Below are 22,209 nucleotides of genomic sequence, written 5' to 3' on the forward strand. Positions count from 1 at the left end.
TCCCGATTTGTTCAGTAAAGTTTAAAAATCGAAAATGCGCCACTTCAATATCAAGTCATCCCCTTCTTTCGCTGGCTGAGTACTTTTAGAATTCTGTGAACAGCATCGTCTATTTCAAACGGTTTGCCGATGTGATCGTTCATACCGGCGTCGAGACAGGCTTTGATATCATCTTCAGAAACATTAGCTGTCATGGCAACTATTGGCAGTTCTGAAAATCTCTGCGAGGCTCGTATATGCCGCGTGGTTTCCAAACCATCCATTTCGGGCATCTGCATATCCATAAGGACGATATCAAACTGTTCACCTGAGTGTAGGGTCTGCAAAGCTGACTGGCCGTCATTGGCACAGATAACCTGGGCTGATTCGCCAGACAACAATTGTTCGGCCACAAAACGATTCATTTCATTGTCTTCCACTACCAGAATGGAGACCCCCTGAAGCCTTTGACCACTTGTTATATTGTCGCGATTGGCTGACTCAGATTCTCTGGTATGGTCCTCGTTGGATGGGTCCAGCAATAAGTTACGCAAAGTATTGAAGCTCACTGGTTTAAACAATAGTTCGTCAAAATCGTTACTGGCTTTGGGGCCTATCAGGTGAGTGAGCTCACTCCTTTGACTGCTGGTGATTAACAATACTTTGGCTTCAAATGCATTGCGTACAGCACGCGCCACTTCCAACCCTGATATGTCCGGCAGCATCAAATCAATCAGCGCGGTTTTAAACGTTATATCATTGCTCAATGCTTTTTTAATGCATTCATTCGCTTCGTAACCGGAGGCAGCTTCCCAAACCTGCATACCCATTTTCTGTACTGCCTTGTTCAGAATATTCCGGGAAACCTCGTTGTCATCGACGATGAGAACATGGTCTGGCACGCCGGTGTTTATAGTATTCAGCAGTGGTTGCTCCGCCGGTACCAAAACGGCTACCGGCAACTCAAACCAGAATTCACTGCCGGCACCGGGACGACTTGAGAAATCCAGTTTTCCTCCCATGAGTTCCACTAGATTTCGAGAGATCACCAAACCAAGTCCGGTTCCACCAAAACGGCGGCTGGTCGAGCTCTCCGCCTGACTGAAACTTTCGAAGATGCGTTTCTGATGCTCCTCAGCAATACCAATGCCGGTATCCGTAACGCGGAACTGCAACCACACCTTTTGGGCATCCGCCGAAACCTGTTTGACACTGATGGTCACGTTCCCATGAGAAGTAAACTTCAGTGCGTTGCTGGCCAGATTGATCAGCACCTGTTTGAAACGCAATCCATCCACTAACACTGATTTGGGGATCTCCGGATCAATGTCGTACATTAGCTCCACGCCTTGTTTACGATGACTGCCTGATAACACAATAGTTAACTCACGAAGCATCTCATCGACATCCAAAGGGTGTGGATCGATTTCTATTTTTCCGGCTTCAATTTTGGAGTAGTCCAGAATGTCGTTGAGTAATGCCAATAGAGTGCCTGCGGCAATGTGGGCTTGGGTTACGTATTCGGTTTGCTGGGTCGTCATGTCTGTCTTTTTGATCAATTGCAGCATACCCATAACAGCATTCATGGGCGTACGGATTTCATGGCTCATGTTGGCCAGAAACCTGGTTTTGGCTGCACTCGCCGCATCGGCATTTTCTTTGGCAATCCGAAGGTTCTCTTCCACCAGCGTTTGCGAAGTTACGTCAAGATTGATGCCTGTCAGACTGATAACCGAACCATGGTCATCATGCTGCACATGAGCAGCTGATTTTATATATTTGATCCGTTCATCCGGAAACAGCAGTCTGTAGGTGATATCAAAGTTATGCGTGCCTTTTAGGGTATCCATAATCAGAGATTCCGCGCGTTCCAGATCATCCGGGTGGATCCGGTTTCGCCAGTGATCATAGGTCAGTCCCTGAGCAAGCACTTCTTTTGACTGTTCATGAATTTCAAACATCCTTTCATTCCATTGCAACCGGTCATCAATGACGTTCCAACTCCAGATGCCCAGCTGCGCAACATCAGAGGCCAACAACAAACGGTCTCTGGTGGCAAGCAGTTCTTTACGATTACGCTGTTGCTCGGAGATATCCATGGCAACGATCAAATATCCTTCCGGATTATTTTCCTGATCACTAATGGGTGTTACAACAACGGAGACTGGAATCTGTTCACCGCTGATGTTCAGATAGCTCCATTCAAGGATTTCTGATCCCTGTTGTCGTGCAACATGGGTCAGGACTTCAATATCAGTTAGCTGAGTGGAATATTCATGCTGTAATTCACTCGCCCGGTTATGGATTGCGGCGGGGTCATAAAAACGCAAGACATTTACTTTGTTGATGACATCGGTAGCTGCAATCCCCAGCAGTCTTTCGGCACCATGATTGAATAACCAGATCAAGCCTTCAGAATCAATCGCAATGATTGCGACTTCTGAGGCAGCATCCATCACCGATTTCAACAGTCGGTTGACAGACTCAAGCTCTTCAGTCCGTTCTGCCACCTTGCGTTCCAGGCTGAGGTTGATATCTCGTATCATTTCCTCAGCTTCTTTCTGCTGGGAAACATCACGCATAACAATCGAGTAGCCTGCGGCTTGTTGATCAAATCGGCCAATCAGCGAGACCGTAACAGCGATGTCTATATTGTGGCTGTTCTCGCCACCCCATTTGCATTCAAAATAATACGAGCTGTTTTCCATATTCAGACTTTCAAGGGCATTCATAAACCGTTGGCGATAACCAATAATTTCCGGCAACTTTCTCCCCAGAGCAAAATCAGCCTGAATCCCCAGTAGGAGTTCCGCGCCATGGTTCCAACTGTTGACAGTGAGATCTGTTGCTAATCCCAAATAGCCATCCGGTGACTCCTCAACAATAGATGCCATTCGGGCTTTTTCCTGAATTGCAGCCTGTCGGTTGGAGCGGCTTTGCGACCAAAAGCCTATCAACGCCGCCGCCAGTACGCTCAGAAGGCCACCTATCGACATTATTTGCCGCGTGGATGACGGGTTCAGTTGTGCAACAAACAAGGGCTTTACCGCATATGAGGCCTCCCAGATTCGACCCTCTACCAGATGACGCTCCGAAGACAGATACAAAAGCCGCTCCGGGGAACTCTCACTCTCGTAAAACACTGTCTTATCATCAGTCACGTCGCTGAGACTCAAATACTCCCGAGTGGTATCAACAGATATATCCTGCAGAACTTCGGTAATCAGTAAAGGTGCATATGACCAGCCAATGCCTTTCTGAACACGCTCCTCAACAGACGTGGGTATCACTGGCGTCTGATACACCGGCATCAGAATCAGAAATGACTGCTGTGGATCACCACTGGCCTGAACCAGCGTTATAGGCCCGGTTAATTGAATGGTTCCGGTTGTGAGAGCGTTCCAGGCAGCCTCTCTACGATTGTATTCCGACGCAATATCCAACCCTACTGCCTGGATATTGCGATCAACGGGTTCGATGTACTGAATGACATAACGTTCGGAGGTATTGGGAGCCAACTCGCGGATATTAAAATCCGGCCAGTCGTCGCGGCGGGCTTCTGACAGAAACGACTCAACCTGATCCTGAGCCACGCGCCGGATAAAACCAAAACCACGCGCGCCAGGAAAGCTTGTTTCGTAATCTCTGGAATGGGTATATTTTTTCACTCTTTCCCGACTCAGCGCATCAGCCCCAATGGCTTGAACCATGCCTTTGAAGCCATACAGACCATAGTGATACAACTGTATCCGGTCTAACACTTTCTTCACGGTCTGCTGGCGGCTCGTTTCAACAGCACTGGCAATTCTGGACTGGCTGGCGCGGCTGAGTTCGATCGTCGTTATGGCAGTGAGAGCAAGCCCCAAAATGAGACAAAACCCACTCCATTGCAACGTGGTAAGAAAGTGTTTATCGAGACGCATAGTCTACTGAACCTTATTCACCAGAAATAAAAAGATCAGTAAGAAATATAGGAGACAGATGCGAACTATCAAAGAAATCAGTATGCATCCTATCCCTATAAGGGCGATTACAGGCGCAGATATTAGCTTCTGGCCGCCATCATTATGAAAGCATAGCAACAAAATTACAGGCGGCTATCATCAATCTATTAACCCGATAAGCTATTAGGTCGGGTTGAAAGTTTCTGAAACTCGTGCGGAAAGCACCAAACTGACGACGAGCATTTGGTGCCAGCAAACATACTTTAGAAATCGATCAATCGTTTGGGTTATTCTTAACCCGGCAAGCATTTATGCCGGGTTAATCGTGTGATGCAGGAATACACCGAAATGTTGGAGCTCACTATTGGCCATAGCCAATGCGAACCCTGGAAATAAAGCAGTCCGGCGATTGGGCATTTCGCAAGCCACCGCCAGATTTCCCGTGGCAATCATCAAGGATGATCAGCACGATTTATATGATTGCCGGGTTAATAGACATTAAAGAAACCCAATAGGACTATTATTATTTTTTGAAAATTGGCTCAATTCATTTCCAGCGACCATAGCCTGCTCAACCAACTTTATGTACCGGGTTAGTTATCAAGGATACCAACAAGGCTTCTGAAAACGCTTTCTCTTCAACCACAGTAAAACCTGCGCGGCTGATCAACTTCCGCTGATGAGGATCATTCATGTCCGACAGATAAAACAAGTTGGACAGCGGATTTTGCTGCATACTTTTTAACAAAGGAGTTTTTCCATCGAGGGATTTCGGCCCGGTAAACCATGATTTTTGCCGCCAGATCTGTTTGATAGCCAGGCGCGACTCATATTCATTACGGCCAGCTGGAATAAACCTTGATTTTCGATTAAACAGCGAGCGCGCCAAAATCAGCCCAGGAAAGTCCCGACGCAGAAGATCTCCCAGACGGGTCACAAAAAAGCGGTCCTCCGATTGTTTATCCAACAAACCATATTCAAGTGCCAGCAACAGCGAAACCGCCCCCTGCTCCCTGGCCAACCATGTCTGTCTGGCCGGATTCTGTTCACGAATAAACTGTTGTAAGGCGGGTAAATCATAACGGGCATAATTACGCCAATGATTCTGACGGCTATCGTGATTGACTTTGGAGAGGCCATGACCGCGCATTTCCATGATCCAGACATCTGCCCCGGCATTCAGCAGCTGGCACAGCATCTCATGTTGTTCATACATCCAGACGGTCCGGTTTTCATACAAACCGTGTAACAGAATGACAGGCTCCCCACGGCTCAGCCCATTACGGCAAACATCCGGATGGCCCAAACGGGTAACCGCAAATTCAGCGGTTTTATCAGGGCTATTGTTAGGCTTTAACAAATATACATCTTCAGAATAGCCCTCCCAGAAATCGGCCTTAAATAATGTAACGGGAAAAAGCTGACTGCTACTTTTCATCGCAAATGAAAATCCAAAACACATCGAAAAGCTGACCATTGTCCCAAAAAAACGAGATCAACATAAGGCTTTACCATAACACTAATACTAATTTTGTATGTTTATCTTTATCTATTTCCCTCGAACAGGAGTGCGATGACAAGGTTGCACGGCCAATGGCAGCTGTATATACTTCCAATACTGTAAAAAAATTCAGGAATCCATCATGGTAAAGCTTACCGCCCGCCAACAACAGGTCTTTGATTTCATCAAATCGTATCTGGATGATAACGGCATGCCCCCTACCCGTGCAGAAATAGCCGCCAAACTCGGCTTTCGTTCACCCAATGCTGCAGAAGAACATTTAAAAGCCCTGGCCCGCAAGGGCGCAATTGAAATGATTCCCGGTGCCTCCAGAGGTATTCGTCTGCCTGAAGATCTGGATGCGGGTTTACCCGTTGTAGGCAGTGTTGCTGCCGGCTCACCGATTCTGGCGGCGGAGCACATCGAGAACCGGGTGAATTTTCCAGAAAGCTTCTTCTATCCAAAAGCCGATTATTTGTTGCGCGTAAAAGGTGTTAGCATGAAAAACATTGGTATTCTGGAAGATGACCTGATAGCAGTACACAAGACTGATCAAGTCAAAAACGGTGATGTCATTGTGGCGCGTATCAATAATGATGTAACGGTCAAACGGTTTTACAAAAGCCGCAATACTGTCACTCTGGTGGCCGAAAACGAGGATTACGATGATATCCTTGTTGACCTGAAATCAGATGACTTTGCCATTGAGGGCTTATATGTGGGTGTGTTGAGAAACACAATCCACTAGTCAGTTTTCAAAACACTTCGTTTTATGCGCTGAATATCAAAATTCAGCGCGTGTTTTTTATGCAAGCGATTTTTTATTACGTACCGACGGTCGCTTTCTGCATCGGCACCAACCTGACTTTGTTGGGATAGTCGCGTGTTATCCCCTATGTATTAATCAAACAATACTGCAAAGTTGCACGGTCATAATGCTCTGTTCGGCATTAACACAATACATCCTTAAATATTGCGTATCGCCTCTACACACTCGGTGATCAACTTCGGACCACGATAGATAAAACCGGTATACAACTGAATCAGTTCGGCACCTGCCAGTATTTTTTCTGAAGCGTGTTCGCCATTGAGAATCCCCCCAACCCCCATTACAGGCAGCCTGCCATCCAAGGCCTGTACCATTAAACGCTGGGTTTCAGTCGCCATATCAAGCACCGGCAGACCACTGAGACCTCCCTGTTCCTGCCCATGCAGCAAGTGCTTGACCCCTTCCCGGCTCACGGTGGTATTGGTGGCAATCACGCCATCGATACCATTCTTAATCAGAGTTTCTGCGATTTGTTCAATACCTGCCTCATCCATATCCGGTGCAATTTTGACGGCCAGTGGAACATATTTGCCAATCTGTTGTTGAAGATGGAGCTGCTCTTCTTTCAGTGCCGCCAGCAAACTGGACAGCTGATCGCCAAACTGAAGATCACGAAGACCCGGGGTATTGGGAGAGGAAATATTGATCGTTATGTATGAGGCATACGGATAGGCTTTACGCAAACAGGTCAAATAGTCATCCACGGCCTGCTCACTGGCAGTATCTTTGTTTTTACCAATGTTTATGCCAAGTACTCCGTCATAACGACTTTGCCGGACATTGGTAATCAATTGATCAATACCGTGGTTGTTAAAGCCCATGCGATTGATAATAGCCTCGGCTTCCGGTAAGCGAAACAAGCGGGGCTTAGGGTTGCCCGGCTGCGGCCTGGGAGTGACTGTGCCAACTTCAATAAAACCAAATCCCAGTGCCGCAAGGCCATCGATAAATTCGCCATTTTTATCCATACCTGCTGCCAGACCGACTGGATTTGGAAAATCAATTCCCATCACCCGGACGGGTTTTGAAGAAACCTTATTCCCCACCCAGCCTGACAGGTTTAAGCGGGCTGCAGCCCCTAGCAGTTCAAGGGAGGCTTCATGAGCCGTTTCTGGTGAAAGTAAGAAAAGCCCTTTGCGCAACAAGTCGTACATCGGTATCCGCCCTTTGAAAAATTTGGCGGATTATAGTCTGTCATTCAGCTGTTGAATATTGAAAAGCGAACTGAGCGGGCTATAAACGTTCAATCTTCTGAAATTTATGATGTCCGTCAAATATGATCCTGAAGCTTCCCTGCACGCCTGAACGGGTCACATATGGCTGTAAGATACGAGCTGGAAATCGAACAACACGGCCATCTCTGGCCGTGGCTCTGACCTGATTCGCTGAGCCCCGGTACAACTTTATTAATTCTTCAGCGGTAATACTGATATCAACAATTAAAAAACTTTGTCCGGAACTCATAACCTAGCCTGATGTAATGATATCCGCCTACTCTATTTTGGTCACCTGGGATAAATCAAGTAGCTCTCGTATCGCGACCGAGTACATACTGAACTCGACATCGTTGGCCGTTTTGATTTCTTTCATCATGCGGTGCCAGCGATTTATCAACACTTCGTTTTTCTCTCGCCACTTGGACAAAACGGTGTCCATATCCTGATCTTTGGTTTTTGCTTTGAGCAGGCTGTGGGTAATGCTGCGTTGCTGCCATTCCAGATCATCCCGATAGGCCTCACGAGCACGTGCCTGCCAGTGCGACCCAACACTCAGCTGATTAAGCTGATCACCAAAGTCGATCAAATTCAGCTCATCTCCAATTCGGAAGAATGTTCTGGCACTTTCTATCACGCTGGTACCGGTCGTGCCGGCAATGGCAATGACTCCAAGACAGTTGTAGAGAAAGTCTGTTGTCACCACTTTGGCCGCCAAAACTTCCGGCACTTTATGATCCACCAGCTTCTGCACAGCTTCCAGCCATTGATGCTGTGTTTCGCCCACCAGAATATCAGGGAAATTATCAGACAGCTTCTCAATAGCGGGTTGGTATTCCGCAATTATGTTTTCCACCTGAATACCAAGCCGGTTGTTTTTGATAAACCAGCGACTCGCGCGTCTGACACTGCGGGAAGTGTTTAACATCATACGGTTCAGAACCGACGATTCTATCCGGGAACCAAGATCTTCAATGTCACGCCAGATCTGTTTCAGACCAAACACATCACGGGCAGCAATATATGCTTTGGCGACTTCACATACTGAGGAACCGGTGGATTCCTGTACTCTGGTCAGATACGTAATCCCCATATGGTTGTACAGATCATTGGCCACCTGAGTGGCAACAATCTCATTTTTCAACGGATGGTTATATACAGCATCGTGATAGTCCTTAACCAGCACGGCAGGCAGCGCCGTCTCAACTTCCCGAACGACATAAGGATCGTCACCAATATTGGCTTTGATCAACTGCTCCTTCAAATCGCCTTTACCGTAGCTGATCAGCACCGACAACTCTGGCCGGGTCAGTCCCAGGCGGGCGTTTTTCCGCTCGGAAATCTGTTCATCAGATGGAATAAACTCAAGCTCGCGATTGAGTTTACCCCTCGCTTCCATCGTGGAAATTAAACGACGATACTCTTCTATACGTGCCAGGGATTCACTGTCACATAAGGATAGAATCTGAGCCTGCCGATAATTATTGGTGAGAACCAGTCTGGAGACTTCTTCGGTCATTTCCTCCAGTCGGATATTCCGTTGTTTCTCCGTCAAATCACCGTTGTGTACCAGCCGATCCAGCAGAATCTTGATATTGACCTCATGGTCAGAACAGTCCACGCCACCGGCATTATCGATAAAATCGGTAAATGAATGACCGCCTTTCAAGCCATATTCGATCCGGCCCAACTGGGTTAACCCAAGGTTACCCCCCTCACCCACAACACGAGCACGCACATCACAACCATTGATGCGGACATTGTCATTGCTTTTATCACCCACATCAGCATGACTTTCTCGGGAGGACTTAACATAGGTGCCAATACCACCGTTCCAGAGCAGGTCAACCGGTGCTTTAAGAATGGCGGAAATCAGTTCGTTGGGTGTCAGACGGTCCTCTTTGATTTCAAACCGCGCTTTCATCTCTTTAGTGATGGTGATGGATTTGGCCGAGCGCTGGAACACTCCACCACCACTGGAAATCAGTTTGGTGTCGTAATCGCTCCAGGATGAACGTGGCAAATCAAACAGACGCTTACGTTCTGCAAACGTAGCCGACGCATCCGGATCTGGATCGACAAAAATATGCATATGGTTAAATGCAGCGATCAATTTGGCCTTATCAGACCGCAACAGACCATTACCAAACACATCACCGGCCATGTCACCAATGCCGATGACGGTGAATTCTTCCTGCTGAACATCGATGCCCAGTTCGCGAAAATGACGCTGAACACTGACCCATGCGCCCTTCGCCGTAATGCCCATTTTTTTATGGTCGTAACCGTGGGATCCCCCAGAAGCAAAGGCATCCCCGAGCCAGTGTCCGTATTCAAGTGCCAGTTCATTGGCAATATCAGAGAATGTTGCGGTGCCCTTGTCTGCTGCAACCACCAGGTAAGGGTCGTCCTCGTCATACCGTACAACGTGTTTTGGCGGTACCACTTCACCATTTATGAGGTTATCGGTGATATCAAGCAAACCACGGACAAACCAACGATAGCAGGCGATTCCTTCTGCCTGTATTTCTTCCCGGCTGCCATTGGCCGGTAATTGCTTGGCAACAAATCCCCCTTTGGCTCCAACCGGTACAATCACCGAGTTTTTAACCTGCTGGGCTTTGACCAGACCGAGCACTTCGGTTCGGAAATCTTCGTTACGATCAGACCACCGCAAGCCCCCACGAGCAACTTTACCACCGCGCAGATGGACACCTTCAACCTTGGGTGAATAGACGAAAATTTCGTATTTTGGATAAGGTAACGGCAGATCGCTAATCATGCGCGGCAGGAATTTGAAGCTGACATATTCTTTTTCGTGACCATCACGGGTCTGATAAAAGTTCGTTCTGACTGTTGCTCTGATCAGCTCCACATATTTGCGCAGAATCCGGTCTTCACTGAGATTTTCAACAGCATCCAGCAGAGTCTCTATACGACTGACGATCTTTTCTTCACGACTCTCACTGCGCTTACTCTGTTTCGGGTCAAACCTGAGTTCAAATAACTTATTGAGTTGCTCGACGATGGCGGAGTGGGATAACAGGGTTTCGGCAATGAACTGAGGGCTGAACGTTGAACCGATCTGTTTCATATATTTCGCATAAGCACGCAACACTGCTGCCTGACGCCAGTTCAAATTTCCTTTGAGTATCAGTCGATTAAACTCATCATTTTCCGCCTTGCCATACCAGATAGCATGAAAGGCCTGATTAAACTGTTCACGATAGTTAGCAGGCTCAAGGTTCTCATCATCCGGATACATCAACGTAAAGTCGTAAACCCAACAGCTCTGGTTATTTTCAATTTTGATCTGGTAGGGAAACTCATCAACCACCTTTAAGCCCAGGTTCTCTAATACTGGAATCAGATCAGATAACAGCAGTGAATGCTGCTGATGGAATATCTTGAGATTCAGCTGACTGCCCGACGGTTCATGGCTACGATAAAAACTCAGCGCCAGAGAGGTACTGTCATCTGAGTACAGAGACTCCATTCGTTGCAAATCAATAACTGCTACTCTGGGACTGTAATTATCCTGGTATCCGGATGGAAATGAGTTGTGATAACGTCGATAAAGCTCTATACCCCGCTCTTCACCAACACTGTCAATCAATGCAGACTTAAAGTCATCCTTCCAATGACGGGAAATGGCAATGGCTTTCTGCTCCAGCGCCATGACATCAATTTCTTCCGTCATGGGTTTTTTCAGCTTGAATACATAGCGGGTGCGCGCGAGCACAGATTCACTGAAGAAGGTTGTGAAATCCCAGCTTTCCACATCAAAATGCTCCATGAGCATCAGCCGGATCTGTTCTCTCAACACGGTGTTATAGATGTCTTTGGGGATATACAACAAAGAAGAAATGAACTTGCCGTAAACATCTTTACGGACAAATAAACGAATGCGCTTACGCTCCTGAATAGCCAACACTTTCTGTGAGACAGTTAACAGCTCTTCGATAGTGGACTGAATCAATTCGTCTTTGGGCAGAGAATAAAGAATCTGCGCCAGCTCTTTGTAATTGTGGGTACCGGGAAAGAACTCAGACTTTTCCAATACCAACAGGATTTTTTTCCTTACAACCGGAATATTCTGGGCACTGTTGTTATACACCGAAGAGGTGTACAGACCGAGAATCCGAACTCCACCGATGACGTTTCCTTTCTCATCAAACTGTTTGATCAGTATGTAATCAGAATAGGTTTCCCGGTGTACTTTGGATTTGTGGCCTGACTTCATGAACGTCAGCAGTTTCGCTTCATAAGCAAATCCCTGCATATCTTCAGTCAGTTCACTGAGATCCTCAACTTTGAGTTTTTTGTTCTTTTTAAATAACCCCAAGGCACTGTCCGCCACCTGAATGACTTTGGCGTCTTTGAGTTCATATTCATCGTAAGCCAGAAAACTAAAATGGTTGTTACTCAACCACTTTAGAAACACCCTGGTTTCATCCACTTCATCCGAGGGGATTCCGACAGGTGGTGTTTTACCCAACTCATCAATCTTGGCAGCCACTTTGGCCTGCATCGCATCAAAATCACCAGTGGCCAGTTCAACATCGGACAGGATGGTTTCTATCTCTTTGTGCAGATCGGTGATTTTTTCTACATCAGAAACGTGATCGACTTCAAAACAGACCAGCAACTCTTTGTTATCTGAGTTCTGATTAATGCCGGTCAAGTGCCCCTGAGCATCACGCTCCACGCCAAGGGTCGAATGGAAAACAATGTGAATATTCAATCCCGCACGGTTCAATCCGAGACGGACAGAATCAAGCACAAACGGAATTTCTTTCGTCAGAATCATGATAGTCGAATGGTTCGACTGCCAGTCGTTTTCTTCGAGATTGGGATTCAGGATATTAATTTTGGGACGTTTAGCCGGCCAATGCTCAAGATGTTGCCAAAGGCTTAATATCAACCCCCTTAAATCCTCAAGCTCAATCTTTACCAGATCCTCTGGTGCCACATAGCTAAAGCATCTGTGGATTAGGGTTTGAATGGATTGCTGTAAAGATTCGGGAAATTCAGAGGCTACTCGCTGCTGGACGGTTTCGATAATTTCCTGCCTGGAAATTTGAGTCGGACTAAACATATATCCCTCATAAAGGTTATTTTTTTACTTTCCTTCAGGCTAGTCAATCTTGCTTAAAAAGACTAATCCAGCCTGTACAAGCTGTGTTTCAAACACCGGTTCAGACTAACAGATCCAGCCGCATTCCAGTATGTTGTCACTGTGTACAGAATGTAAAAAATTCCGTCTCTGATGTACCTTAACAGCGGGAGTCGGCATATGTACCGGCTTGAACCAATCAACTCTCTGATTAAGAATACTCAGCCCAATAACCATTAACCAAAATAAGGGGACCTATTGAATGTCACTGAGCGAGGCGTTCCAGACCTTGGAGAAGGACTTAGAGTCACAGGTAATCGACCAACCACAACTCGTCCGTTCTTTAATCATCTCATTACTTGCGGATGGTCACCTGCTCGTGGAAGGTGCTCCAGGACTGGCTAAAACCAAAGCGATTAAAGAAATGGCTGCCAGGCTGCATGGACATTTTAACCGCATTCAATTTACCCCGGATCTGCTGCCTTCAGACATTACCGGTACCGAAATCTACCACCAGGACAGCAATCAGTTCGTTTTCCAGGAAGGCCCGGTGTTTGCCAACCTGATTCTGGCCGACGAAATAAACCGCTCACCCGCGAAAGTACAGTCAGCGTTACTGGAAGCCATGTCAGAACGGCAGGTAACGGTTGCCGGTGAAACCCGGCAGTTGGACGATCTGTTTCTAGTGATGGCAACACAGAATCCTCTGGAACAGGAAGGTACCTACCCGCTTCCGGAGGCCCAACTCGATCGTTTTCTGATGCACGTGTTTCTGGATTACCCCAACCGGGAAGCTGAGCTCAAAATTCTTCGTCTGGTGCGGGGAGAACTAAAACAGCCGGAGCCCGCTGCACTACAGATCACGAAGCAGCAAACAATGGCCGCCAGACAACAGATTCTGGAGCTATTCGTATCCGAAGCCATTGAGGAATACATGGTGCAGCTGACGCTGGCGACCCGTCACCCCCAAACCTGGGGAGATGACCTGGCGTCCTGGCTGACGGCCGGTGTCAGCCCTCGTGCCACCATCGCATTGGAACGATGCGCCCGAGCCCAGGCCTGGTTATCCGGTCGTGATTTCGTAACCCCTGACGATGTACAGTCGGTCTTTCCCAGTGTCTATCGTCACCGACTGTACTTGAGCTACGAAGCCATGGGCCAGGGCATTAGCTCAGAAACAGTCGTACAAACCATTCTGCAACGGGTACCCATTGCCTGATGACGGTTACAGACACCTCCCCAACCCATATCATTGCGCGTGAGCTGCATGCCTGGTCAGCACTGGCCAAACATCAGGCAGCGTTATCCCGACAACGCCGGCCACACCATATGATGGGACATCGTATCTCCAGTCACCGCGGTCGTGGTCTGGAGTTTGCGGAAGTGCGCGCTTATCAGCCTGGTGATGACATTCGCGCCATTGACTGGCGAGTTACTGCACGAAAAGGAAAAACCCATACCCGGCTCTATCACGAAGAACGCGAACAGCCAGTGAGTATCGTATGTGACTTAAGATCCTCCATGGCATTTGGCAGTCAGGTCCGGTTTAAGTCGGTCTTGGCTGCGCACATTGCCGCATTATGTGGCTGGCTGGCGTGTTATTCAGGCAACCGCGTTGGCTTTGTTCTGCTCACCAATCAGGGGATTCTCAGCCAGAAACCCATGATGAGGGAACGTGCGGTCGATTATCTGATTCAAAACCTGGAACAAGCGGATCCCACTCGCATGACAATCGATAGCGATACTGCTACAGGCATGGATGAACTGGTCCGGCAACTGTCTCTTTCAACCCGTCCGGGATATCGCATACTGCTGATCAGTGATTTTCCGGACTGGCAGGCCCTGGCACCACTGAGCGGCCTGAAAGCCAACCGCGACATTGCGGTGTTGCACTGCCACGATCAACTTGATGAGCAATTGCCCCCGGCCGGTGAATATGTCATTACCAATGGCCGGCAAAAAGCCGTCATACACTCAGGTAACCGCCAGCAACGGCAGCGCTATCAGCAACTCTACGAAGAAAGGATTGCGCAATTGAAAACCATCTCCGGCTATCAACATTATTTTTCGTTTCCAACCCACATCAGCCGCGAGAATCTATTGCAATATGTCGGGGAGATTATGGCCTGATGAACGATGCACTCGCAGACCTCAAACCCATCATCCTGCCGGACGTTCCTGGCTTATGGCCACTGGCGCCAGGATGGTGGTTGGCAATCATACTTACGATACTGTTGGTGGCCGGCATCTGGCTCTGGTTAAGACACAAACCACCCAAAAAACCATCGCTGAAAAAACAGCTGCAGCGACTATGGAGTACAGATCTGACTGCCCGGCAAAAAGGGATACAGGCGAATCTGATCCTGCGAGAATGGTTGTTCCTTGACAACCAGGCTGCCGCTTTCAGTCAGCAACAATGGATGAGCCGGCTAACTCAGCTCGACCCCTGGTTTGACAGTAGCCCCGGCCGGCATTTTCTGATGCTGCCTTATTCAGGACAAAGTGCCACCGTTGATGATGTCAACCAATGGCAGCAACATCTGATACCTATCTGTAAACAGTTGGAACAGCAAAAATGATACTCGCCTGGCCATATGCCTTGTTATTAATACCAGTCGCACCGCTGTTACTCTGGAAACTTCCGGCCTTCAAAGCCGAAGGCAGTGCGTTAAAAACACCGTTTTATCAGCAATGGCGCCGTTTCTTCTCCCAACCAGCCAACCTGGCAGAAGAGACCGGACATAACCGCCTGCGTTTGGCTCTGCTATTGTTATTCTGGCTGCTGATCTGCCTGGCATTAACACGCCCCCAGCAATTGGGAGAACAGGAAATGATACCGAACAGCGGCCGTGAGCTACTGATGGCCGTGGACCTGTCAAACAGCATGCAGGAACAGGATCTGCAATTGAACAACAGTGATCGCTACGTTAATCGCCTTGTCGTCGTTAAAGATCTCGGGCAGCAGTTTTTGCACACCCGCACAGGTGATCGAGTGGGACTCATTGTTTTTGGTTCTAGAGCCTACATGTACGCACCAATTTCCCGCGACTTGAGCTCCATTTCAGAACTGTTATCACAGACTCAAATCGGTATGGCCGGACGAAAAACCGCCATCGGTGATGCCTTGGCCCTGGCCGTCAAAAAACTCAATAAAACAGACCTCAAGGATAAAGTAGTACTGCTGATGACCGATGGGTCCAATACCAGCGGCTCGATTGACCCTGTCCAGGCAGCTGAACTGGCTAAAAAATCCGGCATAAAAATCTATGCCATTGGTATCGGTGCTGATGAAATCATTGAACGCAGTTTTTTCGGTCTGCAAAAACGCAACCCCAGTGCAGACCTGGATGAAGATACCCTGGAAAAAATCACCAGCATGACCGATGGAAAATATTTTCGCGCCAAATCAGCCTCTGCATTGGAAGATATTTATCATGAGATCGATAAACTGGAACCGGCGGTTCGTAATGATGCCAAGGTACGAATTGCCACAGAACTGTTTTACTGGCCGGCAGCCGCTGCCATGGCACTTTGGGGCCTCATTTTGATACTGGGGAGAAAACAATGGAACTGACACTACTCCGCCCCTGGTGGCTCATCACTATTCCGTTGGTACTTATCTGGTTATGGTGGCAACTCAAAAAACACAATGCGATGAATACCTGGGAACAGGTGATCGACCCAAACTTACTACCTGAATTGATTGTCAGTGGTAAAGCGCGTGAACGATGGCCGGTTATTCTGAACAGCCTGGCATTGATAACGGCCGCACTCGGATTAAGCGGCCCGGCCATCAAAAATGCACTGCAATCAACCAATCAATCTGATTTTCCAGTTGTCATCGTGCTGGATCAGAGCCTGTCAATGATGGCCCAGGATGTAAACCCTGACCGTCAGACTCTGGCAAAACGCAAGATTGAGGATTTACTAAAAACGGATCTTGCCGATGCGTTTGGCCTGGCCGTTTACAGCGGCAGCGCTCATATTGTCTCGCCCATTACGCGCGACAGCGAAACGCTGAAGAACCTGCTTGCTCAGATCAGCCCTTACATTATGCCGGCATTCGGCAGCTCTGTGGTGGATGGCTTGACCCTGGGCCAGAAAATGCTGAATGACTACGGTGCCCCACACGGACAACTGTTATTGATCACAGATGGTATCGAAGAAGCAGATATTGAGCGCATTAAAGATCTCAAACTGCATCCCGGACAACTCGCTATCCTACCAATTGGCACTCGTGCAGGTGGACCCATCCCTCTTCCGGAAAATCAGGGCTTTCTCAAACTTAACTCTGGCCAGAATGTTGTGGCAGGCGTTGATTTTGATCGGCTGACCAGACTGGCCAACGAAACTCAGGGTCAAATGTATCCATTAACCGTCGGAGACAAAGATTTATCTGCACTGATCAAGCCCGAACTGACCCGGGAACAAAGTCAGTCACTCACCCGAACACATCAGGCCAAAGATTTTGGTTACTGGCTGCTACTACCAGCAATGGCTCTGTTTTTGCCTCTGTTTCGCAGAGGCATCATGGTTCCCGCGGTCATATTGATTGCAGCCGGATTGCCCGATACAGGCTATTCTGCCTCATTCTGGGACCAGTTATGGAAAAACAACGATCAACAGGCCTATCAAGCGTTCCAGCAACAAGAGTACAAACAGGCAGAACAAATGTTTAATCGTCCGGACTGGAAGTCCAGTAGCGCTTACGAACAGGGAGATTATCAGGCGGCAACCCAGGGGTGGCAAAATATGGTTAAGCAAACGCCAAAAGACTTCAAAGCCTGGCACAATCTAGGCAATGCTCAGGCTAAAGCCGGGCAATTAGAAGAAGCACTTAAGAGCTACCAACAAGCTCTGGAGCTGCAGGATAACCCCGACACACAGTACAACTATGACCTGGTAAAAAAGATGCTGAAGCAACAGCAACAGCAACAGCAACAGCAACAGCAACAGCAACAGCAACAGCAACAGCAACAGCAACAAAATGATCAGAATTCCCAGGACCAGAACAAGTCCCAGGCACAACAAAAAGACAATTCTGACTCACAAAAACAACCATCTCAGGCTGATAAAGACCGTCAGGACAAGTCCGAGTCACCAGAACCACAAAAAGATAAAAGTGATGATGATTCGAAGCAGCAGAAAATGGCCCAGAGCAACCAGCCTATCCCCCAAAAGTCAGATCAGGAAGTGGAGCGCTGGATGAACCAGGTAGAAGACAACCCTGGTGAATTATTACAACAGAAGTTCAGTATTGAATATCAACTCAGCGGCAAACAACAGCAAAACGAAGGACCACTATGGTGAGAGTTATCCTGTTAATCACATTATTACTCAGCAGTATCTATTCTAACGCTGCGGTACTCGCAACGGTCTCCAGTGATCATATTCAGGAAGGACAAACACTGGAATTCAACCTGCGAACGGACCAGGTTAACGTTGATGCAGACTTCGAACTGTTGAAAGTTAATTTCGATATTCTCAGTTCCAAACAGTTCACCGACTCCAGAATTGGCTTGAGTACCGGCATTGTCAGAGTCACAGAATGGCAACTGACACTCTCACCGAAAGCAACGGGGGTATTAAGGATTCCATCGATTAAAGTGGGTCAGGAGAAATCTGACCCCATTGATGTGACGGTCTCTCCTATGACGGGCCAACAAAAAGCTGAATTGAAAAAACGTATGTTCATAGATGTCTCGGTGCCCAAGAAAGAGATCTATGTTGATGAAAATCTTATTATTTCCGTGAAATTTTATTATCAGGATAATATCCAAGGTGCCTGGGGTGACGTAAATGTCAATAACGCCATATTTGAGCCTTATGGCAATGACAGCCGAAGAACCGTTAATACGAAGGGTCGAACCTATCAGTTAGTAGAGCAAAAATATCGCCTTAAGGTACTGGCTCCTGGAGAGTTCAGCCTTCCAGTCTTCAGTGTCTCCGGCGAATACAGCAATAATAACAGCCGGCGCTGGACCCGTTTTCAGGTTCAATCAGACCCGCTTACCTTGACGGTCCAGGACATTCCCGCCAGTTGGCCAAAAAATCAAAAATGGCTACCGGCCTCACATGTCGAACTAACTGAAAGCTGGGTAGGTCTCAAACCTGAGCTGACGGTTGGCGATAATGTCACCCGCACCATTCGCTTATACGTGGAAGGTCAGGATAAGAGTAGCCAGGCAGTATTTCAGGCACCGGATGTTCCCCAGCTCAAACTATATCGCGACCAGCCACAACTCAATGAAACTCAGGCATCATCCGGCCCAACCTTTTCCCAGACCGAAACCTGGACCCTGGTACCTTCTGACAATGGCAACGTCACTCTGCCTGCCACTGAACTGTACTGGTGGGATGTGAATCAAAACCAAGTGCACAAGGAAACCCTTCCAGAGCATAGTTTCACTATTGCCGGAGCGGTGGGCTCTACTACCTCACAACCCATTAAACCGGTGCTACAGGATGTGCCTGAATCGGATACAGGTTCGGCTGCAGTTGCTCCGGAACAATCATCGGCAATATCGCAACCACAGGGGTTTAATGTGTGGATACTGACGACACTGGTCTTTCTGCTACTCTGGCTAGCAACGCTTTATTACTTGTTTCGGATACGATCATTCAAAAAAACCACTGTAAGTACAGGGAAAAACCCAAAACCACGGAAATTCATCAAATTATTGGAGCAGCTTTGTAAAGAGGATAAACTCCCCCAAGTATTACAAGTGCTCGTAGCCGCAATTAATGAACATTCAGGTCAGAATTTCACCACGATTCAACAGGCCATGAGCTGTTCAGACAATCCGAAATTCAATGAACTGGTCGAACAGATGATGCAATACCGCTATTCCAGCCGGCCTGATCAGTCTCCAGAATGTAAGAAATTGCCTGCGTTACTTAAACAGACCGCTTTCCGGCGGGCGACCAATCATCAGCAATCCTACTCAGATATTCTGTATGGATAGAAGGAGTCATTTATGAAGTTACCTGACCAGTTGCATCAGGAAATCCAGAATCTTGGTGCCATCCTTGGGCAAACCATTGCAAAAGATCAGGGATTAGAGACTCTTACCAAAATTGAAACCATCCGCGAACTGGGCAAATCCTCTCGCGATGATGAGGAAGCTTTCAAACAATTGTTCAATCAGTTCAACACCAGCAGTAATCATGAGCTACTGGTGTTATCCCGTGCATTCGCAAAATTTCTGAATCTGGCCAACATTGCAGAACAGGAATATGCCAACACCGCCGAAGGTGAAGAGTTAACGGGTAAAGAAAAAACCCGGGAAGAGTTCTTTAGCAACCTCAAAGACAGTTCCCTGAGCAAGAAACAGATCCAGGAAGCCATTAATGCTTTAAGTATTGATTTAGTACTGACAGCTCATCCGACGGAAGTCAGTCGTCGGACCATGATTCAGAAATTCAATGAAATCAACCACTGTCTACGTGGCAAACCATTTGGCAGTGCTGTGCCCTCAGTCAACAGACGCCTGGAAGATTTGATTACTCAAAGCTGGCATTCCAATGAAATTCGCTCCCAACGCCCTACCCCGATCGACGAAGCCAAATGGGGGTTTGCGGTTATCGAACAAACACTGTGGAACGCTGTTCCCCGGTTCATTAAAGAACTGAAATCTCAGGTTAAAGAGCACGCGGATATCGAACTGCCGGAAAATTTTTCGCCGGTTAAATTCTCCTCCTGGATGGGTGGAGACCGCGATGGTAATCCGTTCGTCACCTCTGAAGTGACAGAGTCGGTATTACTGCTGGCACGTTGGGAAGCTGCCGATTTATTTATACGGGACATAAAAGAACTCATTGGAGAGCTGTCGATGACAACCGCCAGTGAGGAGCTGAAAGCCGCTACCCAGAACAGCGAAGAACCTTATCGCCAGATCCTTAAGCTGTTGCGCCAGCAATTACGCGATACTCGCGCAGAGCTCGAAGCGAAAGTCACAACCGGTCAATGGAATAAATCGAATGTGATGCACGACAATCAGCAGCTACTGGAGCCATTACTGCTGTGTTATCGCTCGTTGGTTGAGTGCGGCATGGATTCTGTGGCGAATGGCAAGCTGATGGATACTCTGATCAGAGCACGTTGTTTTGGCATTTTTCTGGTCAAACTGGATATTCGTCAGCATTCCGAACGCCACTCTCAAGTAATCGAAGAAATTACCCAAGCCCTCGGTCTTGGAAGTTATCAACAATGGGGAGAGGAACGTAAGCAGGAATTTCTCGTTAAGGAGCTTAGCAGCAACCGGCCTTTGATTCCGTTATCGTGGCAGCCAAGCGATGATGTCCGGGAAGTACTCGACACCCTCAAACTGATTGCCCAGCAAAATCCTGAAGCACTTGGTATCTATATTATTTCCATGGCCAGTGAAGTCTCGGATGTTCTGGCTGTTCAACTGTTGCTGAAGGCATGCGGGCTGACATTTAAACTACCTATCGCTCCATTGTTTGAAACACTGGATGACTTAAATAATGCTGAGCAGGTCATTCAAAAACTGTTCGCCAATACTGATTACCGTGACTACATGAATGGACATCAGTATGTCATGGTCGGCTATTCCGACTCTGCCAAAGATGCCGGGGTTTTATCAGCCTCTTGGGCCCAGTACCAGGCACAGGAAAGCCTGGTGAAACTCTGTCGGCAAGAGGATATCAAACTCACATTATTTCATGGCCGCGGCGGTACAATCGGTCGCGGCGGCGGTCCGGCTCATTCTGCGATTCTGTCACAACCTCCCGGGTCTCTGGAGGGCGGTTTCCGTGTGACCGAACAAGGTGAAACCATCAGACTGAAATTTGGCACCACCAAAGTGGCGCAAAAAAGCCTGGCGCTGTATGCCAATGCAATTCTCGAAGCGATGATTCTGCCACCACCTGAGCCCAAAGCCGAGTGGCGCGAAGTTATGCATAAACTTTCGGATCTGGCCTGCCATCATTATCGTGCCTATGTCAAAGACAATGACCAGTTTGTCACCTATTTCCGCCAGGCAACTCCCGAACAGGAGTTGGGACGCCTGCCGCTGGGAAGCCGACCTTCGAAACGGAAAAAGGACAACAGCATTGAAAGCCTGCGGGCAATTCCATGGATTTTTGCCTGGGCACAAAACCGTTTGGTACTGCCGGCGTGGCTGGGTGCTACACAGGCTATCCAGGAACTCTATGAGCAAGGGAACAGCGAGCCACTTCTGGCGATGAAAGAGCACTGGCCGTTTTTTACCACTCGTCTGGATATGCTGGAGATGGTGTTCGTCAAAGCTGACCCCGCCATCTCTGCCATTTATGAAGACATTCTGGTGGAGGAAGATGCACTGAAACCCATTGGTGAAAGTCTGCGTACGCAACTTAAAAACGATCTGAAGTTTATTTTGGAGTTTACCGGCAAAGAAAGCCTCATGCAGAACGAGCCCTGGAACAAAGCATCGATTCGCTTACGCGCATCCTATCTGGCACCGTTGCACCTGATGCAGGTGGTGTTGTTACAGAGGTTAAGAGAAATGCCGGAAGTGGATAACCAGCATGTAATCACTCAGGCCATGATGATTACCATCGCAGGTATTGCAGCCGGCATTCGCAACACCGGCTGAAGCCAACTGCATAACAGCTGTCCGGCA

General features: G+C 47.9%; 13 protein-coding genes. 8 read left to right on the forward strand and 5 right to left on the reverse strand.

The features are described 5' to 3' along the window. Positions 1-50: 50 nt before the first annotated feature. Together ACQY6I_RS07555 and ACQY6I_RS07560 are read right to left on the reverse strand one after the other, a co-directional pair. Complete coding sequence (locus ACQY6I_RS07555; protein ID WP_428240864.1) at positions 51-3,902, reverse strand: CHASE domain-containing protein; 3,852 nt, start codon at positions 3,900-3,902, stop codon at positions 51-53. Positions 3,903-4,494: 592 nt separating this feature from the next. Beyond that, complete coding sequence (locus ACQY6I_RS07560; protein ID WP_428240865.1) at positions 4,495-5,361, reverse strand: alpha/beta hydrolase; 867 nt, start codon at positions 5,359-5,361, stop codon at positions 4,495-4,497. Between the two features lie 205 nt (positions 5,362-5,566). Here ACQY6I_RS07560 and lexA point away from each other — a divergent pair, with 205 nt between their 5' ends. Continuing rightward, the gene (gene lexA, locus ACQY6I_RS07565) at positions 5,567-6,172 is read left to right on the forward strand and encodes a transcriptional repressor LexA (protein ID WP_428240866.1); all 606 of its coding nucleotides are present in this window, start codon (positions 5,567-5,569) and stop codon (positions 6,170-6,172) included. A 218-nt stretch (positions 6,173-6,390) separates the two neighbouring features. On the opposite strand, the gene ACQY6I_RS07570 is transcribed toward lexA, so the two are convergent. The 3 genes from ACQY6I_RS07570 to ACQY6I_RS07580 form a co-directional block, all read right to left on the reverse strand. Next, positions 6,391-7,407 (reverse strand): quinone-dependent dihydroorotate dehydrogenase, encoded by a 1,017-nt coding sequence (locus tag ACQY6I_RS07570; protein ID WP_428240867.1) that lies wholly within the window; start codon positions 7,405-7,407, stop codon positions 6,391-6,393. A 79-nt stretch (positions 7,408-7,486) separates the two neighbouring features. Further along, positions 7,487-7,717 (reverse strand): DUF2835 domain-containing protein, encoded by a 231-nt coding sequence (locus ACQY6I_RS07575; RefSeq protein WP_428240868.1) that lies wholly within the window; start codon positions 7,715-7,717, stop codon positions 7,487-7,489. 27 nt (positions 7,718-7,744) lie between these two features. Further along, positions 7,745-12,565 carry an NAD-glutamate dehydrogenase gene (locus ACQY6I_RS07580; RefSeq protein ID WP_428240869.1) on the reverse strand — a complete coding sequence of 1,607 codons (4,821 nt, stop codon included), beginning with the start codon at positions 12,563-12,565 and terminating at the stop codon, positions 7,745-7,747. Positions 12,566-12,845: 280 nt separating this feature from the next. On the opposite strand from ACQY6I_RS07580, the gene ACQY6I_RS07585 reads away from it, so the two are divergent. From ACQY6I_RS07585 to ppc, 7 genes are read left to right on the forward strand one after another with little or no spacing between them, the layout of a single operon-like run. Continuing rightward, a complete protein-coding gene (locus tag ACQY6I_RS07585) occupies positions 12,846-13,802 on the forward strand; it encodes an AAA family ATPase (protein WP_428240870.1) in 957 nt (318 codons plus the stop codon). Further along, positions 13,802-14,713: a DUF58 domain-containing protein gene (locus ACQY6I_RS07590; RefSeq protein WP_428240871.1), complete on the forward strand. Its 912-nt coding sequence runs from the start codon at positions 13,802-13,804 to the stop codon at positions 14,711-14,713. The genes ACQY6I_RS07585 and ACQY6I_RS07590 overlap by 1 nt, the downstream gene beginning before the upstream one ends. After that, entirely contained in the window at positions 14,713-15,162 is a 450-nt protein-coding gene (locus ACQY6I_RS07595) for a DUF4381 domain-containing protein (RefSeq protein WP_428240872.1), read from the forward strand. Before ACQY6I_RS07590 ends, ACQY6I_RS07595 begins: the two co-directional genes overlap by 1 nt. Continuing rightward, positions 15,159-16,157: a VWA domain-containing protein gene (locus ACQY6I_RS07600; RefSeq protein WP_428240873.1), complete on the forward strand. Its 999-nt coding sequence runs from the start codon at positions 15,159-15,161 to the stop codon at positions 16,155-16,157. Before ACQY6I_RS07595 ends, ACQY6I_RS07600 begins: the two co-directional genes overlap by 4 nt. Next, on the forward strand, positions 16,148-17,893 hold the full coding sequence (locus tag ACQY6I_RS07605; RefSeq protein ID WP_428240874.1) for a VWA domain-containing protein: 1,746 nt from the start codon (positions 16,148-16,150) through the stop codon (positions 17,891-17,893). Before ACQY6I_RS07600 ends, ACQY6I_RS07605 begins: the two co-directional genes overlap by 10 nt. Continuing rightward, on the forward strand, positions 17,887-19,548 hold the full coding sequence (locus ACQY6I_RS07610) for a BatD family protein (RefSeq protein WP_428240875.1): 1,662 nt from the start codon (positions 17,887-17,889) through the stop codon (positions 19,546-19,548). The genes ACQY6I_RS07605 and ACQY6I_RS07610 overlap by 7 nt, the downstream gene beginning before the upstream one ends. Positions 19,549-19,560: 12 nt before the next feature. Beyond that, the gene (ppc, locus tag ACQY6I_RS07615; protein ID WP_428240876.1) at positions 19,561-22,182 is read left to right on the forward strand and encodes a phosphoenolpyruvate carboxylase; all 2,622 of its coding nucleotides are present in this window, start codon (positions 19,561-19,563) and stop codon (positions 22,180-22,182) included. The last annotated feature ends 27 nt before the right edge of the window (positions 22,183-22,209 follow it).

Source organism: Gynuella sp., assembly GCF_050297175.1.
Classification (GTDB): Bacteria; Pseudomonadota; Gammaproteobacteria; order Pseudomonadales; family Natronospirillaceae; genus Gynuella.